Genomic DNA, 17,353 nt, shown 5'->3' with positions numbered 1-17,353 from the left:
GCTGCGGGGCCCCGTTCCGCTCGCCGTCAAGCCACCAGACCTTGCGTCAGGAACCTGGCCGCCGTCGAACCCGGCTCGCAGGCCTCCACCGCCCGCGTGATCCGTCGCACGTGATACGGCAGGCACACGTTCGCCAACTCGCCCAGGTTCACCCAGTCGTAGCCGAGCAGGTCCGGCCCCGCCACCTCCTGCGGACGCGCCAACCCCGCCTGCTCGGCGCTCAACCGACGCACGAACACGAAGTTGTACCCCTCCCGCGCCTCCGGTTCCCGGTTCGCGGGCGAGTAGTCCACCACCGCCAGATCCGCGCCACCGAACGGCACCGCGATCCCCAACTGCAACCGCACGATCCGCCCCACCGCCACGATCGCCGACTCGTCCGGCGCACAGTGCCCACCCGGCAGCCACCCGCAACGACGCCCCCGCATCCGAAGGACCATCACCTGACCCTGCGTCGGATGTAGCAGCACCGCCTGCGCCCCGATCCGACGCGGCGGCGGACTCACGTAGTTCGACCTGTCCATGAAGATCGTTTCCTTTCTGGCCCGTTTGCCCACCAGGACTGCCAACCCGTCAGGCGCGAAGAAGACCTGACGGGAGATCAAGAGGATTCATCCCCCTTCCCCAGCTCGTTCGCGTTCCCGGCCGCGCCGGCCGCTTCCTCCTGCGCCACCAACCGAGCAGCCACCCGAGCGGCAACCCCCGCGTACGGGCGCTTCGCCTGGTCGAAGGCCGCCAACACCCGCGACCCACAACCGGGCCGCCCGCTGGGAACCGTGGAACTGGACATACTTCTCCCTCACAAGGACGTCACGACGATGAAGAGGCGGCCCCGGCCCGGGGAACGGCACCCGCGCGCAGAAACCGAGACCGCCAGCCCACCCAGGCGCAGCACCCAGCACCCGAGGGGCGATCAACAGGAGCTCACCTGTGCGAGCGCGGCCCCAACCCACACCGATCCGGACGCACGACCGCCCACACCCGTTTGCTCAACCCGACGTCGGAGCAGTCGTGCCCCCACGTCGAGGCAAGCTGGTCGACCAGCCACAGGCCCCGACCGCCCTCGTCGTCCAAGCTCACTGGCTGGACCCTCGGCAGCACCCGACTGGAGTCGTGCACCTCGATCCGAACCTGTTCGACGGAGCCCTCGAACCGCACGAAGATCAGCCCGTCCAGGTTCGCGGACCCATGGATCACCGCATTGGCGACCAGTTCACTTACCACCAACTCGACCTCGTACCAGTCGAGTTCGTTGGCTCCCAGCTCCGCAAGCAGAGCCTTCAGCATCTCGCGAGCTCCAGATGCCGAGCCCTCATGACAGGGCAACCACGCCGATCTCCCGAGCGCTACCACGGGCGAAGGCCTGGGCAATACGACCGCTTCTACGGGCGGAACGCTAAAGTCCTGCACGTCGACCTGCTTCCATCAGGTTGGCCGTGCCCCCGGACCGATGACACGGTCGCGGGGGTCTTGTCGCGCCTCGAATGCCGTTGTGCGCAAGGCAAGGCCGCGTGATGCGTAGTCACCTGACGCACACCTGATTGAGCACTCATGGCGTAAGTGCCTCGTGACAGACGGTAGAGCTTGGCGGTAAAACTTTGCAACCCCATCGGGGCATCTCCCCTTGTTGATCTAGAGTCAGCAAGGGGAGGGAGCTGGCGCTGTAGGCCGTTCAGCGGCAAGACTGCACATCAGAGGGGAGGCCACGACATGGCGCTCAGGAGTACCGTCAGCGAGCGGCAACGCCGACTTGGAGCCGAGCTGCGTACTGCGCGGGAGAAGGCACGCGTCAAGCTGCGCGAGGCCGGCGAACTGATAGATCTGAGCACACCGCACCTGAGTCACATCGAGGCTGGTCGCACGGCCATTTCACCCGATCGAGTGAGAACGCTCATGACGGCCTACGGGTGCAAAGATGAGGCGTACATTGCCGGCCTCCTGGCGCTTGAGTCACCGAACGTCGCCGACTGGTGGTCCAGCTACCAGAAGCGAATGCCGCAGCACTCTCTCGACATTGCGGAGATGGACGCAAGCGCAAGGCGAATCATCACATATGAAACCTTCCACATCCCGGGACTGCTGCAAACTCCGGACTATGGCAGGGCCGTCTTCCGGCACACGTACAACCCACTAAAGGACCAGGAAACCGGGCTCGCTTTTCGACTGGCACGCCAGGCCGTCCTCGAAATGCCAGACGCCCCCGAATGCCACTTTGTCATTCATGAAGCCGCGCTTCTGGCCCGATTCGCGGGCAAGGATGTGAGCCGTAGGCAGCTTGTCCATCTGATCGAGATGGCCGAACGGCCTAATATTACGATTCAGATCATGCCGTTCACGGTACAGGGCTACAGCCCCTACGCCGCACCATTCTTCATCTGCGAACCGGCCGAACGGCGACTGGCGACGGTCGGGATTGACCATCCAGACCGGGCGGAGTTCTTGACTGGCCCAGAGGAGATCGACAGCTACGAAGCGACCTTCGATCAACTGGCGAAACTGTCACTGCCTCCGATTAGTATGATGAGTCTTCGAGAGCGTCCTGAGCGCGACTCTTGGGGTTTGATTCAGCACGTGATGTACCAGCTGTGAAAGGAAACTCATGAGTGACTACGACTGGCAGAAGTCTACCTTCTCTCAGGGTAATAACGGGAACTGCATCGAGGTCGCAGACGCCGGGAATGGCATGATCGTGATGCGTGAGAGCGATGACCCGAGCGTCATCGTGACGACCACTCAGGCGAAGCTTGACGCTTTCATCAAGGGCGCAAAGGCTGGGGAGTTCGACCACTTCGTGTGATTCGACTCAAAACACAGAGAAGCCCTCACCGAAAGGTGGGGGCTTTATCTTTTGAATCGGGCTACGGCGGCCCAGGCATCAAGAAACGTGGATCGCCCGAGCCGAGTCAATCGCAGAAGCAACCGCCTGATTCGAACGACCCTCCGCCACTTCCAAAGCGGCCAGCTCCTCGCAGGTCTGACACGCCTCGGACGAGCCGTCAGCGCGCGACGCGCGACGCTTGCCCATCCCGGACCGCCACTCACCAGACACCGCACACACCGGCACTCCCGCCAGTTCGGCGCTACCACGGGCAACTCCACCCCGACTGCACTGAGCACCTGTCACTTCCTGAGAAGTAACGGGCACTCAGAGCCAGCAAAGGGCACAGTTTGTACCCTCTGAGAACTTGTCAGGCAGCAAGCCCCGTCACGGTCGCCAGCCGGCGGGCAACAGGCTGTACTGAGGCGGGACCAGAGAGCAGTCCCCGCACAAGCTCATGGGCTTCCCTGTTCCAGCGCACCGTCTCGCCCGCCGCCAGCGCCGCATCCGAAAGCGTCGACGCGACCGCTTCGGGCTCTCCGCGCAGCGCGAAGGCGCGGGACACCTCGATCAGGTGTCGAGCCCTGCGGGGGCGCGACGGAATGTCGTCCGGCGCTACCCGGCCAGCCCACCTAAGCGCCGTACCGACCTGTCGAAGCTCGACCGCGACGGTGACGGCGTGCACGGGGATCACCCTGACGGAGCCCGACGTCGCCGACTGCCAGAACCCGCCGGGCAGCATCCTCGCCGCTCGCTCCGCTCGGTCGAACCAACCCCAGGCCGAACCGGCCTCTCCGGCCCGCGCGTGAGTGATTGCAGCATGGAACGCCATGTCGGCCCAGGCGGCGGCAAGTTGGGGAGACTCAGTGCGAACCGGGTCGAGCAGCCGCATCGCCTCCTCCGCGAGCGCCTGCGCGCTGTCCCACTGGCCGGACTGGCGGAAGGCCTCGACGAGGAACCAGCACGACTGGCCGATGGCGGCCAGGTCTCCCGAGGCCCGAGCAGTCGCGAGTGACCGCTCCGCGACCCGCCAGACCAGATTGCCGTCCCCCTGGTAGGCGGCGAACATCTGCACCAGGTTCAGCGTCGAGGCGTACAGCACCTCAGCCTGGCGGCGATCAGCGCACTCGGGATGCGACGCCGCAACGGACGCCACCGGTACCAGCGAGGGCAGCAGTTCCCCGAGCGCCGTGCGGTGGTCCCCGCGCGAGTTACGGGCCGTCCACCCCGCCGTCACCTGGTCCGCCACCTGGCGGACGTCCGGCGCCGGACCAGCCGAGAGGCCGAGCGGGGCCGTGTCGATCACGCGCCGAACCACCGACAGCGCCGCGTGTTCAGCGCCCGAAAACATCGCAGTGGGCAGCGAGAGGTCCCCGATGAGCGCCCCCGGGTCAGCGATCCCCAGGTGCTCGGCGATCTTCACCAGCGTGGGCAGGCTCGGGAGCAGGAGCCGCCCGTTCTCGACAGCCTTGAGCCACCCCTCCGACCGGCCCACCGACCCGGCCAGCGCTGCACGGGACTTGCCCGCACGCTTCCTGAAATGCTTGATTCGCTGGCCTACGGACAGCGTCGGATCAACAGCCATAGCCATGACGTAAGGGTAGGAGGAGAAACTCACCGAGTCAGGACATCAGCTCCGTCGACTTCCCCTCCCCACAGGTGGTGTCGTAGGAGTGCCAAGCCCTGATAGAGAGTCAGGTCCAGTCCCAGACAGGTCTTCAGCTCACGGCAGTCGTGCTCGATCAGCGTGACTTGGCCAGCTGGACCAGGTCCTTGGCGGGGATGTCGGCGGGCAGGTTGGAGATCCAGTACTTGACCGGCTCCGCCCGGCCCTCGGGCCACTGCGCGATCAGCCAAGTGAGCGGGATCGTGCCGTCCGGGGAAGGCTTGGGGCGCCGTCCGGCCAGCCGCACAAGGACGAAGGGGAGCCCATCGCGGCTTCCAAACCCTTGCCCCACGGACCAGCGGACCGCGCTCCAACTCCCGCTCCAGCCCGGCGATCTGCGCTCGACTGAACCTGGGCCGGCCCGGCGATCCCTCCGACAGGACCCCGGCAGCACCACCACTCCACGGACCGCTTGCTGACCCGCAGCGCGGCGGCGATCTCCCAGTTCTTCCGCCTACTCTCGAAGCGTTCAACAGACCACTGTCAGGCGAACAGCTCGGACATCACCCATTCAAGTTCAGTAAGCAGGCGGTTGGGTCTCGAAGCCGTTGTCCAATATCTCGGCGACACGACCAACGAAGCGCTTCATCAACTCGAACGGGACTGTCGGCCCCGGATCGAAGCGAACATAGGGCGGCTTCTCGACGTCCGGATCATGGGCGACCACGGCGACCATCATGGTGCCGGGCATGACAGTCTTCTCTTGCGGTGTCCCGGACCAGGAAGCGGGTGCTCGACGCCCCTCACTCAGCTCGAAGATCCAGGCTTCCTCGGAGTCCACGTGCGCCCACTGGAAGTGGTAGGGCTCACCCTCGTCTTCCCAGACCTCTGATGCCATGCGAGGCATGATTCCACGCTCCTCCATCGGACTCCTCGGCGCCCACTCAGAGCTGGCAACGGGCACAGTCTGTACCTAAAGAACCCGTCAGGCAGCAAGCCCCACCACGGTCGCCAGCCGGCGGACGGCAGGCTGTACCGAGGCGGGACCGGACACCAGTCCTCGCACAAGCTCACCAAGCACCTCACCGGATCAGGACATCAGCTCCGTCGACTTCCCCTCCCCACACCACAGTTCGACTGTCCGGCGGTTCCACTCCCCGCTCCACCCACGCCTCCAGCGCCTCGAACGCCGCCCGGTACGCGGGCAGCATCGGCCGCAGCCTGCCCGGGAAGACATCACAGAACCCGTCCACGTGGTTGCCGCCCTCGATGCGGTACTGCCGGTGCAGGTGCCCCCGGCCGGCCTCGGTGACCAGTGCGGCGTAGCGGTCCGAGTGGGGCCCGATCGGCAGCAGTGCGTCCAGCGTGCCGTGCAGCGAGAGCAGTGGGCGGCCGAGCGCGCCCGTGAGCGACACGCGGGAGACCGCGTCGTGGACGGCCAACGGCCGCGCCGCGTAGTCGTAGTCCGCGTCGGCGCCGGGCTCGCCGGGGCGGGCGAAGGCGAGGCCCTCCGGCGGCAGGCCCGGGCCCGGGTGGTCGGGGTCGAAGACGGCGCGGTAGGTGCGCTGGGTGAAGTCCCAGTAGGTCCGGTGGTGCACCTCCCAGAGGAACTCCGAGCCCGCCGGGAGCCCGGCTTCGAGCAGCCGGGCGTGTGCGTCGGGGTCACCCGAGTCCCGGTACCGGGGGTAGTGGGCGAGCCAGGCGGGCAGGTGGGTCAGCAGGTTGGGCCCCTCGGCCAGCCAGAGCGGCCCCGACCAGTCGACCCCGCCGTCGTACAGGTCCGGGTGGCGCTCCAGTTGCAGCCTGGTCAGGTAGCCGCCGTTGGAGAGCCCGGTGGCGTAGCAGCGCCGCGGCTCGGCGCCGTAGTGTCGGCGCACCGTCTCCCGTGCTGCCAGAGCGAGTTCGCGCATCCGGTAGCCCCACTGCGCCACCGCATCCCCCGGGGCGCGGCCCGCAGTGTGGAAGTGCGGGCCCGAGTTACCCTTGTCGCTCGCCGCGTACGCGTAGCCGCGCGCCAGCACCCAGTCGCCGATCAGCCGGTCGGCCGCGTACTGCCGGCGGATCCCGGGCGCGGCGGTGACCACCAGCCCGCCGTTCCACTCGTCAGGAAGCCGGATGACGAACTGGGCGTCCCGGTGCCAGCCGTGATGCGGATTCAGTTGGCTCCCGGACTTGAAGCAGCCGTCGAGCTGCACACCCGGCACCCGCTCGGGCGGCGGCGTGGCCGAGGCGTGCAGGTACGCCCAGTCCTCGGTCACGGTGTGCCCGCTCGCCACCGTCCCACGGGTCGTCAGGTCGTCGAGCACCGCGCCGCGCTGCCGTTCGGCGCCCGGTACGGTCACCACCTTGGTCATCATTCTCCTCGGACCGATCGGGAAGCAGGCAGGGAAGTGAGCGGGGAGGTCGTCCTGATCCGGGCGGGCAGCTTGGCCAGGCCGCCGGGCAGCAGGTACACCACGGCGACGAACAACGCGCCGAGCAGGAACAGCGGCTGCGAGAGCGGCACCCGCAGCACGGCCGGCAGGCCCGCCACGTCCGTCGAGTTGGCGAGGTCGCCGAGCCGGTGGGCGGCCCAGGTGTAGAGCAGGCCGCCGAGCAGCGGCCCCCACCGGGTGCCCGAGCCGCCGAGCACCACCATCACCAGCAGCGCGAGCGTGGCGTCGGAGCTCGCGGCCTGCGGGGTGGCGCCGCCGGTGAGCAGCAGGTACACCGCTCCCCCGGCGCCCGCCAGGCCGCCGGCGATCACGAAGGCGACCAGCTTGTACCCGTAGGGGCGCAGGCCCAGCACCTCGACCCGGCGTTCGTTCTCCCGGATGCCCGCCAGCACCCGGCCGACGGGCGAGCCCACCGTCCAGCGCACCACCGCGAGGACGAGGACCAGGTACGCCAATGCGATCCAGTACAGGTTGGCGGTGTTGCCGATCCCCACCAGCGCGCCGGGCAGCCGGTCGGCCGGCACGGCGCGGCCCTCCTCCCCGCCGGTCAGCCCGCCCGGGTCGCGCTGCACCAGGATCGCGCCGGCCTGGGCGAAGGCCAGGGTCACCATGGAGAACCCGATCCCGGTCACCCGCAGGCTCGCCGCGCCGAGCAGCAGGGCGAGCAGCAGCGCGGCGCCGATGCCGGCCAACACCGCTGCCGCGAAGGGCAGGTGGAGCTCCAGCATGGCCAGGTCGGTGGCGTACAGGCCGGTGGCGAAGTAGAGCGCGTGCCCGAAGGAGAGCAGGCCGGTGTGGCCGAGCAGCAGGTCGTAACTGGTGGCGAGGCCGCCGTAGATCAGGCAGAGCGCGATCAGTTGGAGGCTGCCGGGGCTGCCCAGCGGGCCGTCGAGCAGCCCGGGCACGGGCAGCGCGCTGTAGGGCGCGGCGGCCAGCAGGAGCAACAGTCCGAGCGGCCACCGGCGCAGCATCCGCCGCACAATTGACGCGCCGTCAGTTCCAACAAGGACGGCGGTCATGCGAGCCTCCCGGTGAGTCCGCCGGGGCGCACCAGGAGCAGCACGGCGAGCAGCACGACGACGGCGAGGTCGCCGAGCCCGGCGGCGCTGTAGTAGTTGGCGAACTGCTGGACCAGGCCGACCACGACCGAGGCGACGGCGGCGCCGGTGACCGAGCCCGCCCCGCCCATCACCACCACCACGAACGCGAAGATCAGCAGCCCGGGCCCCTGGTCGGGGCTGACCGAGCCGAAGTAGAGGCCAGCCAGCGCCCCGCCGAGGGCGGCGGCCGCGCCCCCGATCGCGAAGACCAGGGTGAACGCCCGGCGCACGTCGATGCCGAGCGCGGTGACCATGGCCCGGTCCGCCACCCCGGCCCGGACGATCAGCCCGTACCGGGTGCGGGCGAGGAAGAGCCGCAGGGCCAACAGGACGAGCAGCGCGGCGGCGATCAGCAGGAACCGGTCGCGCGGCACCACGGCGCCGAGCAGCCGCACGGTGCCGGCCAGCACGGCGGGCTGCGGGAAAGGCCGCGCGTCGGCGCCCCACAAGCCGGCCAGCAGTGCGGGCACGGCGAGGCCGACGCCGACGGTGGCCAGGATCTGCTCCCTCGGCCGCCCGTAGAGCGGCCGGACCAGGGCGAGTTCGAGCAGTACGGCGGCCAGCGTGCCGACCGCGGTGCCGAACGGCACGGCGAGCCAGCAGCTCATTCCGCCACCGGTGGCGGCCCACCAGGCGGCGTAGCCGCCGACGGAGAGCAGCGCGCCGTGCGCGAGGTTGAGCACGTCCATCAGGCCGAAGATCAGCGACAGGCCGGCGGCGATCAGGAAGTACAGCGCGCCCAGGCCGAGGCCGGTGCAGGCGAGCAGGACGAAGGTTCCCATCAGGGGCTCCCCTCCGGTGGTCGGTGGGTGCCGACGCCGAGCAGCCGGCGGGCGGCGGGCTCGTCGGCGAGCAGTTCGGCGGTGTCGCCGCGGTGCGCGGTGCGCCCGTCGGCGAGCACGGTGCAGGGCCCGGCCAGCCGCCGGACCAGGGCGAGGTTCTGCTCGACCAGCAGCACGGGGACGCGCTCGGCGACCCGGGCCAGCGCGTCGGCGACCTCGGCCACCACCTTGGGGGCGAGGCCCTTGGTGGGCTCGTCGGCGATGATCAGCCGGTTCCCGTTCAGCAGGGTGCGGCCGATGGCCACCATCTGCTGCTGGCCGCCCGACAGGGTGCCGGCCAACTGCCGCTCGCGCTTCTTGAGTTCGGGGAAGAGCTGGTGGACCAGCGGGTAGTCGGGCCGGGCGTCGCGCTCGGCCAGCCGCAGGTTCTGCGCGACGGTGAGTCCGGGGAAGACGCCGCGGTCCTCCGGCACGTAGCCGATGCCATGACGGACAATCAGATAAGTTGGCAGCGCGGTGAGTTCGCGGCCGGCCAGCCGGGCGCTGCCGGTGCGCGGCACCAGGCCCAGCACGGCCTTGACGGTGCTGGTCTTGCCCGCGCCGTTGCGCCCCAGCAGGGCGGTCACGCCGGTGTCGGCCACGTCGAGGTCGACGCCGTGCAGGACGTGCGAGCCGGCGATCACCACCCGCAGGTCGCGGACCTGGAGCAGGGTCACAACGCCTCCCCGAGGTAGGCCTGTTGGACGGTGGCGTCGGCCATCAACCGGGCCGGGGCGTCGAGCGCGAGCAGGGTGCCGTGGTGCATCACGGCCAGCCGGTCCGCGAGGCCGAGCAGCACGTCCATGTGGTGTTCGACCATCAGCACCGTACGGCCCTGGTCCCGGTGGACGGCGCGGATCAGCTCCACCAGGGCGGGCACCTCCTCGGCGCTCACTCCGGCCATCGGCTCGTCGAGCAGGATCAGCCGGGGGTCGCCGACCAGCAGCACGGCGAGTTCGAGCTTGCGCTTCTCGCCGTGCGACAGCGCCCCGGCCAGGGCCTCGGCCCGGTGCCCGAGCCGGGTGCGGTCCAGGGTCGCGTCGACCTGCTCCCGGTAGGGCTCGGCGCGCCGCCGGAGCAGCCCGCGGGCGCCGGTCCCGGCGGCCGCCTGGGCGGCCAGGCGCAGGTGCTCGGCGACCGTCAGCCCGGGCCAGAGCGAGGAGGTCTGGAAGGTCCGGCCGATGCCGCGGCGGGCGCGGGCGGCCACCGGGGCGGCGGTGATGTCGGCGCCGTCGAGCTCGATCGAGCCGCTGGTGGCCGGGCACAGGCCCGAGACCAGGTTGAACAGCGAGGTCTTGCCGGCGCCGTTGGGACCGATGAACGCGAGGAACTCGCCCTCGTCGACGGCGAGTGAGACGTCCTCGACGATCGGCACGCCGCGCACCGCCCAGCCGAGGCCGCGCAGCCGCAGCACCGGGGCGTCCGCCATGCCGGTCAGCCCGCGATCGGGGTGACGGGCGGCGCCACCTGGTCGGCGGGCAGCGTGCGCAGCACGCTCGGTGCGGCGGCCGCGCCCGTGCCGGTCAACTGCACCTGGAACATCGGCTGGAGCAGCGCGTGGTCCGCGGCCCGGACGGTCAGCCGGCCCTTGACGCCGTCGAAGCTCCACCCCTCCAGGGCCTTGGCCAGGGCCGAAGTGTCGTTCACCGAGCCGTGGTTCGCCTCGACGGCGTGCACCACCAGCTGGGCGGCGGTGAAGCCGTCGGGGCTGAAGATGTCGGGCTTGGCGCCGTCCTTGGCGAGGTAGGCGGTCATCGCCTTCTCGACGTCGGTGCCGGCGGCGCCGCCGAAGTAGTGGTCCAGGAAGGAGATCTTGGCCGCGGCCGGGCCGAACAGCGGGTAGGAGGCGGCCAGGTCGAGGCCGGTGACCACCTTGGTGGTGGCGAAGACGTCCTGCTGGTTGAGCGCCGTCCACAGGGCCGACGCGGTGTCGCCGGCCCAGGCGACGAAGAGCAGATCGGGCCGGGCCGCCTTGGCCTGGGTGGCGAACGGGGTCAGGTCGGTCGCGTCGGGCGGCGCGAGCACCGCGTCCACGCTGGCGCCCTGCCCGCCCAGCACGGCCTTGACGGCGGCCACGTTGGCCTGGCCGAAGGCGTTGTCCTGGGCCAGTACGGTGACTTTCCTGCCCGCCGCGTCGCCCAGGAAGGAGGCGGCGGTGAGGATGTCCTGGTACGACTGCCGGCCGGAGCGGAAGGTGTAGGCGTTGAGGCCGGTCAGCTTGTCGGCGGCGGCCGGGCCGCTGATGAACAGCACCTTGTTCTGCGCGGCGATCGGGGCCACCTGGAGGGCCACGCCCGAGGCGGTGGAGCCGGCCAGGATCCGGTAGCCCTGGCCGATCAGGTCCTTGGCCTCGGAGACCGCCTTCGCGGGGTCGCCGGCGTCGTCCTGCTCGGTGTACTCGATCCGGTGGCCGTCGACCGCGCCGGTGCCCTGGGTGGCGTAGTCCAGACCGGCTTTGAAGCCCTCCAGGTACTGGGCGCCGTAGGCGGCCAGCGGGCCGGTCTTCGAGTAGACCAGCCCGACCCGCACCGGCGCCTGCGCCCCGCCGCCCGCCGTTCCGGCCGTGCCGGCCTGGGCGCAGCCGGCCACCAGCAGCCCGGCCGCCAGGAGCACGGCCGACCCGCTCCGGGGGACGGGTGAACGAGCCGACGCGACGGCTCTGACCGGGGAGACGGAGTGCGGCATGGTCGGCTCCTGACGTGCTGGAGGGCAGCGGGGGATGCCGGAACCGTAGAACCGCCGGGCCGGGCGCGACATGTGACGAGCCGACGCATCCGCTGCGCACGAGGTGTGCACGGCCACCATGCGGCCCGCGCAGGCCCGCTGCGGCCGGCGCGGCGGCCATTCCAGCCCGCCGAACCCGCCGGGAGCAGCGGGTACGCCGACCGGTCACGGATGGCCGGTGCCGCGACCTGTCCGCCGGACCGCACCGGGACCAGCATCGGAGGCTCCCGGTGCGCCCCGGCCCGCGGACCGCCGTGCGGTCCGCGCGGGTCGACCGGAGCGTCCGTCGCGGAGCCGTCCCCGAGGAGGAGTTCCCATGCCCAACCTGATCCGCCACCTGCTGGCCGCCGGCGCCACCGCGGTGATCACCGTCGCGGGGTTCGCCGCACCCGCCGCGCACGCGGACGTCGCCCCGCACCCCATCGGGGGCGGCAGCGGGATCGTCCAGCAGTTGCAGCAGACCGCCAACGGGTGGAGCGCGGAGCTGTGCACGCTCACGGCCGTGGGCTACGACGGTGCCGGCAACCTGGTCGGCCTGACTAACGCCCACTGCTTCATCGACGCGGCCGGCCACAAGCTGGTGGGCGACAAGGTCTACCTCGACACCACCCCACCGGGCACCGCCGCCAACCCCGCCTCGACCAGCTTCGACGTCAACCCGACGCTGGCCATCGGCCCGATCGGCACGGTCACCTACGTCAGCACCCCGAACGACTACCTCACCGGCGGGACGCCGGGCCTGGACTACGCGGTGATCAAGCTGGACCCGTCGAAGGTGACACCCACCGCGACCGTCAGCAGCCCGTCCGGCTCGACCACCATCAACTCGATCGGCCCGGTGTCGGGCTTCGGCACCAGGATGTGCAAGCAGGGCCACCGCACCGGCCTGACCTGCGGCATCACCCTGGGTCAGGACGGCATCTGGTACACCACCCTGATCTGGACCCTGGGCGGGGACTCCGGTTCGCCGGTGGTCAACGGCACCACCCTGACGGGGGTCGCGTGGGGCGCCCAGCACTTCACCCCGATCACCTCGGTGCTCAGCGACCTGAACGCGCAGGGCGGGGTCGGCGCGGGCTTCCACCTCGCCAACTGAACCCTTCGGCGGACGCGGAACCCTCCTGTCCCCGGTGATTCCCCTACGATCTGGGAAATCGACAGTCCGAGGACAGGAGGCCTTTCCATGACCGATCACATCGCGAATGACGATCAGTCAAAGCCGAGCATTGCCCGTATTTATGATTATCTTCTCGGTGGCACTGACAATGAACCCGCCGACCGCGAGATCGGCGACCTCTTCATCAAGGAACTGCCCGGCTCGCCGGCCATCGCCCGGGCCAACCGCCAGGCCCTGATCCGCGCCGTGGGCGCGATGGCCGACGCCGGGATCGCCCAGTTCGTCGACCTGGGCAGCGGCCTGCCCACCGCCGACAACGTGCACCAGGTCGCCCGCCGGCACAACGCCGAGGCCCGCGTGGTCTACGTCGACCACGATCCGGTCGCCGTCGCCCGCAGCCGGGCCCTGCTGGACGGCGACGAGCGCACCACGGTGGTCCAGGCGGACCTGCGCGAGCCGGCCGGAATCCACGACGATCCCGCCGTGCGCGAACTCATCGATTTCGAGCGGCCCCTCGGCGTGATTTTCAGCGGCGTCCTGCACCACCTCAACGATTCCGAGCGGCCCGCCGATCCGGTGCGCTGGTGGGCCGACCGGGTGCCCGGCGGCAGCCTGTTCTACATCTCGCACTTCCGCTCCGGCGAAAACGGCGAGGCCCGGGTCCTGGAACAGAAGCTCCAGGCCAGCCTCGGCCGCGGACGCTGGCGCACCGACGAGGAGATCACCGCCCTGTTCGGCGGCCTCGACGTGCTGGAGCCGGGCCTGGTCCCCTGCTCGCTCTGGCGGCCGGACAACGCCGGACCGGACGGCGCCGGACGACCGGGCGCGGACGAGCGCGAGCTGACGGTGTGGGAGCAGCTGATCTCCTGCGCCCTGGCCCGCAAGGCCTGACGAGCTTGACGAGCTTGACGGGCCTGCCATGTGACGCATCGTCAGTGGACAGCGTTTCGAGCCGTCCGGCGGCGGGGATCGTGGGGCGCAGCGGGGGTGGTGACGCGGCGGCGCCCCGGGCGCCGAGGGAAGGGCGGGGCGATGCGGCGCTGGCTGATAACGGGATGTTCCTCGGGACTGGGGCGGGCACTGGCCCTCGCCGCGGCCGGGGCGGGCGACCAGGTGGCGGCCACCGCCCGGAAGCCGGCCGCACTTGAGGAGTTGGTCCGGGCCCATCCCGGGCGGATCACGCCGATCGCGCTGGACGTGCGCGACGCCGAGCAGTGCGAGCGGGCCGCGCGGACGGCCGCCGACCGGCTCGGCGGGATCGACGTGCTGGTCAACAACGCCGGCTCGGGGTTGTTCGGCGCGGTCGAGGAGGTCGGTGACGCCGAACTGCGCGAGCAGCTGGAGGTGTTGCTGGTGGGCCCGTGGCGGCTGGCCCGCCTGGTGCTGCCGCTGATGCGCGCGCAGCGCTCCGGACACATCGTCAACGTGTCCTCGTTGGCGGGGCGGATGGCCTTCCCGGGGCTGGCCGCCTACGTCACCGGCAAGTTCGCGCTGGAGGGCATGAGCCAGGCGCTGGCGGGCGAGGTCGCCGAGCACGGCATCCGGGTGACGGTGGTCGAGCCCGGCGGGTTCGCCACCGACTACGGCAACGCGCTGGTCGAGTCCGCGACCCGGCTGCCGGCGTACGCGGCCTCGACGGGCGCCGCGCTGGACGGCTTCCGGACCATGGCGGACAACCAGGAGCTGGGCCGTCCCGAGGAGTTCGCCGACGCGGTGCTGCGGGTGGTGCGGGACGGCGGGGCGTCCGGGCCGCTGCGGGTGCCGATCGGCCCGGACGCCTACACCTACCTGGCGGCCGCCGAGCGGGCCGCGCAGGAGGAACTCGCCGCGGCCCGCGCCCTGGTGCGGCCCGAGCCGTCGGCCTGATGCCGCAACTCCCGGCCTACCAGCTGTCGTTCAGTGTGCCGTTGCCCGAGGCGCCGGTGGTGAAGGAGTGGTTGTTGCCGGGCTCCCAGGTGATCGAGCCGTCCGCGTTCTTGACGAAGTACTTGTACTCGACGTAGGTGCCGGCCGGCAGCGTCACCGTGCCGCTCCACGCCGGGTAGCCGGCGGAGGAGAGCGGGACGGCCTGGCTGGTGTTCCAGCCGCCCAGCGCGGGGACCGAGCCGACCAGGTACACGTTCTGGCCCCAGCTGGTGGTCTCGTTCACGCTGAAGGCCTGCCCGACGGTGCCGGCGGCGGCGCTCGGCGCGTAGAGGGCGACGGCGTCCATCGCGGGGACGGTGACGGTCGCGGTGCCGTTGGTGCCCACGGTCACGGTCGCCCCGGAGCAGGCCCCGGTGCTCGGGGTGAGGTCGCCGTGGATGACGTCGCAGTAGCTGCCGGCCGCGAGGCCCGTCTCGACGGTGACGGTCTTGGCGCTGCTCTCGTTGTTGATGGCGATCCAGCCGCGGTTGCCGCGGCTGAAGGCGATCAGGTTGCTGCCGTCGTCGTACCAGTTGGCGACCTGCTGGCCCGCGGTCGCGTTGTGCCAACCGACCATGTTGGCGATGCCCTGGTTGCGGTCGGTGCAGAACCAGCCGTTCGAGCAGTCGGTGCCGGTGACGTAGCCGTTGGCGTCGGAGGGCGGGGAGTCGTCGCTGTTGGTCCAGGTGAAGCTGGCGTACACCTGCGGAACGTCGTAGCCCCAGGCGAGTTCGAAGAGGTTGGCCAGGATGTAGGGGGCGCCGCTCTTGTAGTTGAGCGTGCTGCCGTTGCGCTCGGTGTCGTGGTTGGTCACCATCGAGGTCGAGCTGGCCGGCGGTTCCAGGCCCCAACTGGAGCCGAAGGTCTTGAGGTTGGCGATGTTGCCGGTGAACTGGGCCTTGAGGTCCTGGGCGTAGGTGAACTCGATGACGCTGCCGTTGGACTCGAAGGCGCCCGGGGCCAGCGAGCCGGAGCTGCCCGGTATGACCTCCTGGTAGACGTAGGGCCGCGAGCCGGTCCAGGTGGTGGGGTTCACCTGGGCGAGGATGGCCGCCATGTCGGCCTGCGCGATGTGCTTGGCGGCGTCCATCCGGAAGCCGTCCACACCCAGCGAGACCAGGCTGTTGAGGTAGCCGGCCTCCTGCTGGCGCACGTGGGCGCCCTCCGTGTAGAGGTCCTCCAGGTTCGACAGGTCGCACTCCTGGACCTGCTGGACGCTGTTCCAGTCGCTGATCGACAGGTCGGAGTTGGGGCAGTTCGCCGGGTAGGCATGGAAGTCGGCCGAGGTGTAGCCGGGCTGGGAGTAGGAGTACGCCGAGGAGTTGAAGGCGTCGCCGCCGTAGGAGTCGGTGCTGGTGTTGTTGTTGCCGGCCATGTGGTTGAGCACGGCGTCCGCGTACACCTTGACGCCCGCGTTGTGGCAGGTCGTCACCATCGCGGCGAACTGGGCGCTGGTGCCCATCCGGGAGTTCAGGTCGTAGCCGATCGGCTGGTAGACCTCCCACCACGGGTGGCTGGTCTGGTTGAGCCGGATCGAGTCCTCGGGCGGGGCGACCTCGACCGCCCCGTAGCCCTTGGGGCCGAGCTCCGTGGTGCACTCGTTGGCCACCGACGGCCAGTTCCACTCGAAGAGGTTGGCGATCACGTCACCCGAGTTGGGGGCGCTCGCGTGGGCGACGCCCTGCGCGGTGAGCGGCAGGACGGCGGCGGTCAGCAGGGTGCCGACCGCCAACAGGGCGGTGCGGCCGCGCGGGTGGACACGCGTCATGTCGGGCTCTCTCCTGGCGATGCGGGCCCGACCACGGGCAGGCCGGCGCGCAGCGCAGGGCGGGCTGGTAGGCGCACCGTCGCGCGGGAGGTAACCGGGAGGCCGTGGGGAGCCGGCGGGTGGGGGGGTTGCGCCCCGGGCCGCTCGCGAGGCCGCCCGGAACACGGTGACCGCCCGGCGCCCCCGGGGTCCCGCCCGGAGGTGCCGGTGGCCGGGGAACCGGCCGGTGGCGAACCGCCCGGCTCCCGGATCGCGGCACCACCCGGGAACCCCGGGATCGGCCGCGCAGCAGACTTTCCCCCGGCTGGTGGCGCGCCGTCAAGACCATTGGCGCCATTCTTTCTGAAACTTGCAGCAAACCGTTACGTGCGACCGTACGTCAGGAGACGAGCACGTCAGGACGGCACGTCAGGAGGCGGGCACGTCCGCCGGGCTGTGGATGACCCGGTCGACCAGGCCGTACTCCGCCGCCTCGGCCGCCGAGAACCAGCGGTCCCGGTCGAAGTCCTCGGTGATCCGGTCCACGCTCTGCCCGCTGTGCGCCGCGATGAGTTCGGCGATCAGCCGCTTGCTGCGGACCAGCCGCTCGGCCTGCACCCGGATGTCGCTCGCGGAGCCGCCCAGGCCGGCGGAGGGCTGGTGCATCAGCACCTCGGCGTTCGGCAGCGCGTACCGCTTGCCCTTGGCGCCGGCGGTCAGCAGCACCTGGCCCATCGAGGCGGCCATGCCGCTGACGATCGTCACCACGTCGTTCTTGATGTACTGCATGGTGTCGTAGATCGCCATGCCCGCGGTGACCGATCCGCCCGGCGAGTTGATGTAGAGGTAGATGTCCTTCTCCGACTCCGCTGCCAGCAGCAGGAGTTGGGCGGTGATCCGGTTGGCGGAGTCGTCGTCGACCTCCTGGCCGAGGAAGACGATGCGCTCCCCCAGCAGTCGGTTGAAGACCAGCTCGCCGGCGCCGTCGTGTGCCGTCGTCATGAATCCACCCGTCGTCAGGTCGTGGTGAGGCCTTGGTGAGGCCGTGTCGAGGTTCGGCGGCGGTCCGCGCGGTGCCCG

General features: G+C 70.5%; 17 protein-coding genes and 2 pseudogenes. 5 read left to right on the top strand and 14 right to left on the bottom strand.

The annotated features are described in order from the left end of the window. Positions 1–26: 26 nt before the first annotated feature. Positions 27–605, bottom strand: a complete 579-nt coding sequence (locus FHX73_RS40430; RefSeq protein WP_145911063.1) for an NUDIX domain-containing protein — start codon at positions 603–605, stop codon at positions 27–29. A gap of 319 nt (positions 606–924) precedes the next feature. Beyond that, positions 925–1,353 carry an ATP-binding protein gene (locus FHX73_RS40425; RefSeq protein WP_281292787.1) on the bottom strand — a complete coding sequence of 143 codons (429 nt, stop codon included), beginning with the start codon at positions 1,351–1,353 and terminating at the stop codon, positions 925–927. Positions 1,354–1,710: 357 nt separating this feature from the next. Here FHX73_RS40425 and FHX73_RS40420 point away from each other — a divergent pair, with 357 nt between their 5' ends. Continuing rightward, on the top strand, positions 1,711–2,589 hold the full coding sequence (locus FHX73_RS40420) for a helix-turn-helix domain-containing protein (protein ID WP_145911061.1): 879 nt from the start codon (positions 1,711–1,713) through the stop codon (positions 2,587–2,589). Positions 2,590–2,599: 10 nt separating this feature from the next. After that, positions 2,600–2,797: a DUF397 domain-containing protein gene (locus FHX73_RS40415; RefSeq protein ID WP_145911060.1), complete on the top strand. Its 198-nt coding sequence runs from the start codon at positions 2,600–2,602 to the stop codon at positions 2,795–2,797. A gap of 391 nt (positions 2,798–3,188) precedes the next feature. On the opposite strand, the gene FHX73_RS40410 is transcribed toward FHX73_RS40415, so the two are convergent. The 10 genes and pseudogenes from FHX73_RS40410 to FHX73_RS40365 form a co-directional block, all read right to left on the bottom strand. After that, the gene (locus tag FHX73_RS40410) at positions 3,189–4,409 is read right to left on the bottom strand and encodes a helix-turn-helix domain-containing protein (protein WP_145911059.1); all 1,221 of its coding nucleotides are present in this window, start codon (positions 4,407–4,409) and stop codon (positions 3,189–3,191) included. A 107-nt stretch (positions 4,410–4,516) separates the two neighbouring features. After that, positions 4,517–4,740, bottom strand: a pseudogene (locus FHX73_RS40405) (IS701 family transposase); the annotation flags it as partial. 31 nt (positions 4,741–4,771) lie between these two features. Further along, a pseudogene (locus FHX73_RS47750) lies at positions 4,772–4,961 on the bottom strand (IS630 family transposase); the annotation flags it as partial. A 40-nt stretch (positions 4,962–5,001) separates the two neighbouring features. Continuing rightward, entirely contained in the window at positions 5,002–5,322 is a 321-nt protein-coding gene (locus FHX73_RS40395) for a hypothetical protein (RefSeq protein ID WP_145911058.1), read from the bottom strand. Between the two features lie 184 nt (positions 5,323–5,506). Further along, a complete protein-coding gene (locus FHX73_RS40390; RefSeq protein WP_246214189.1) occupies positions 5,507–6,778 on the bottom strand; it encodes a tannase/feruloyl esterase family alpha/beta hydrolase in 1,272 nt (423 codons plus the stop codon). Beyond that, the gene (locus FHX73_RS40385) at positions 6,778–7,878 is read right to left on the bottom strand and encodes a branched-chain amino acid ABC transporter permease (protein ID WP_145911056.1); all 1,101 of its coding nucleotides are present in this window, start codon (positions 7,876–7,878) and stop codon (positions 6,778–6,780) included. Before FHX73_RS40385 ends, FHX73_RS40390 begins: the two co-directional genes overlap by 1 nt. After that, on the bottom strand, positions 7,875–8,741 hold the full coding sequence (locus FHX73_RS40380) for a branched-chain amino acid ABC transporter permease (RefSeq protein ID WP_145911055.1): 867 nt from the start codon (positions 8,739–8,741) through the stop codon (positions 7,875–7,877). Before FHX73_RS40380 ends, FHX73_RS40385 begins: the two co-directional genes overlap by 4 nt. Continuing rightward, positions 8,741–9,457, bottom strand: a complete 717-nt coding sequence (locus tag FHX73_RS40375; RefSeq protein ID WP_145911054.1) for an ABC transporter ATP-binding protein — start codon at positions 9,455–9,457, stop codon at positions 8,741–8,743. Before FHX73_RS40375 ends, FHX73_RS40380 begins: the two co-directional genes overlap by 1 nt. Continuing rightward, complete coding sequence (locus FHX73_RS40370) at positions 9,454–10,209, bottom strand: ABC transporter ATP-binding protein (RefSeq protein ID WP_145911053.1); 756 nt, start codon at positions 10,207–10,209, stop codon at positions 9,454–9,456. The genes FHX73_RS40375 and FHX73_RS40370 overlap by 4 nt, the downstream gene beginning before the upstream one ends. A 5-nt stretch (positions 10,210–10,214) precedes the next feature. After that, positions 10,215–11,465, bottom strand: coding sequence for a substrate-binding domain-containing protein (locus FHX73_RS40365; protein WP_145911052.1), 1,251 nt, complete (start codon positions 11,463–11,465; stop codon positions 10,215–10,217). 355 nt (positions 11,466–11,820) lie between these two features. On the opposite strand from FHX73_RS40365, the gene FHX73_RS40360 reads away from it, so the two are divergent. The 3 genes from FHX73_RS40360 (at position 11,821) to FHX73_RS40350 (ending at position 14,487) form a co-directional block, all read left to right on the top strand. Next, positions 11,821–12,600 carry a trypsin-like peptidase domain-containing protein gene (locus FHX73_RS40360; protein ID WP_145911051.1) on the top strand — a complete coding sequence of 260 codons (780 nt, stop codon included), beginning with the start codon at positions 11,821–11,823 and terminating at the stop codon, positions 12,598–12,600. 87 nt (positions 12,601–12,687) lie between these two features. Further along, positions 12,688–13,512 carry an SAM-dependent methyltransferase gene (locus tag FHX73_RS40355; RefSeq protein WP_145911050.1) on the top strand — a complete coding sequence of 275 codons (825 nt, stop codon included), beginning with the start codon at positions 12,688–12,690 and terminating at the stop codon, positions 13,510–13,512. Positions 13,513–13,653: 141 nt separating this feature from the next. Beyond that, complete coding sequence (locus tag FHX73_RS40350; RefSeq protein ID WP_145911049.1) at positions 13,654–14,487, top strand: SDR family oxidoreductase; 834 nt, start codon at positions 13,654–13,656, stop codon at positions 14,485–14,487. 16 nt (positions 14,488–14,503) lie between these two features. On the opposite strand, the gene FHX73_RS40345 is transcribed toward FHX73_RS40350, so the two are convergent. Beyond that, complete coding sequence (locus FHX73_RS40345; protein WP_145911048.1) at positions 14,504–16,294, bottom strand: carbohydrate-binding module family 20 domain-containing protein; 1,791 nt, start codon at positions 16,292–16,294, stop codon at positions 14,504–14,506. A 408-nt stretch (positions 16,295–16,702) separates the two neighbouring features. Next, positions 16,703–17,275: an ATP-dependent Clp protease proteolytic subunit gene (locus FHX73_RS40340; protein WP_145911047.1), complete on the bottom strand. Its 573-nt coding sequence runs from the start codon at positions 17,273–17,275 to the stop codon at positions 16,703–16,705. Between the last annotated feature and the right edge of the window lie 78 nt (positions 17,276–17,353).

Source organism: Kitasatospora viridis, from assembly GCF_007829815.1.
Lineage (GTDB): Bacteria > Actinomycetota > Actinomycetes > Streptomycetales > Streptomycetaceae > Kitasatospora > Kitasatospora viridis.
Note: the sequence above shows the minus strand (reverse complement) of the source record. Positions and strands in the feature narration are given on the sequence as shown.

Coding starts and splice junctions, on each gene's coding strand:
- FHX73_RS40420 (WP_145911061.1), top strand. CDS start 1,711: ATGGCGCTCAGGAGTACCGTCAGCGAGCGGCAACGCCGACTTGGAGCC.
- FHX73_RS40415 (WP_145911060.1), top strand. CDS start 2,600: ATGAGTGACTACGACTGGCAGAAGTCTACCTTCTCTCAGGGTAATAAC.
- FHX73_RS40410 (WP_145911059.1), bottom strand. CDS start 4,409: ATGGCTATGGCTGTTGATCCGACGCTGTCCGTAGGCCAGCGAATCAAG.
- FHX73_RS40395 (WP_145911058.1), bottom strand. CDS start 5,322: ATGGCATCAGAGGTCTGGGAAGACGAGGGTGAGCCCTACCACTTCCAG.
- FHX73_RS40390 (WP_246214189.1), bottom strand. CDS start 6,778: ATGACCAAGGTGGTGACCGTACCGGGCGCCGAACGGCAGCGCGGCGCG.
- FHX73_RS40385 (WP_145911056.1), bottom strand. CDS start 7,878: ATGACCGCCGTCCTTGTTGGAACTGACGGCGCGTCAATTGTGCGGCGG.
- FHX73_RS40380 (WP_145911055.1), bottom strand. CDS start 8,741: ATGGGAACCTTCGTCCTGCTCGCCTGCACCGGCCTCGGCCTGGGCGCG.
- FHX73_RS40370 (WP_145911053.1), bottom strand. CDS start 10,209: ATGGCGGACGCCCCGGTGCTGCGGCTGCGCGGCCTCGGCTGGGCGGTG.
- FHX73_RS40365 (WP_145911052.1), bottom strand. CDS start 11,465: ATGCCGCACTCCGTCTCCCCGGTCAGAGCCGTCGCGTCGGCTCGTTCA.
- FHX73_RS40360 (WP_145911051.1), top strand. CDS start 11,821: ATGCCCAACCTGATCCGCCACCTGCTGGCCGCCGGCGCCACCGCGGTG.
- FHX73_RS40355 (WP_145911050.1), top strand. CDS start 12,688: ATGACCGATCACATCGCGAATGACGATCAGTCAAAGCCGAGCATTGCC.
- FHX73_RS40350 (WP_145911049.1), top strand. CDS start 13,654: ATGCGGCGCTGGCTGATAACGGGATGTTCCTCGGGACTGGGGCGGGCA.
- FHX73_RS40345 (WP_145911048.1), bottom strand. CDS start 16,294: ATGACGCGTGTCCACCCGCGCGGCCGCACCGCCCTGTTGGCGGTCGGC.
- FHX73_RS40340 (WP_145911047.1), bottom strand. CDS start 17,275: ATGACGACGGCACACGACGGCGCCGGCGAGCTGGTCTTCAACCGACTG.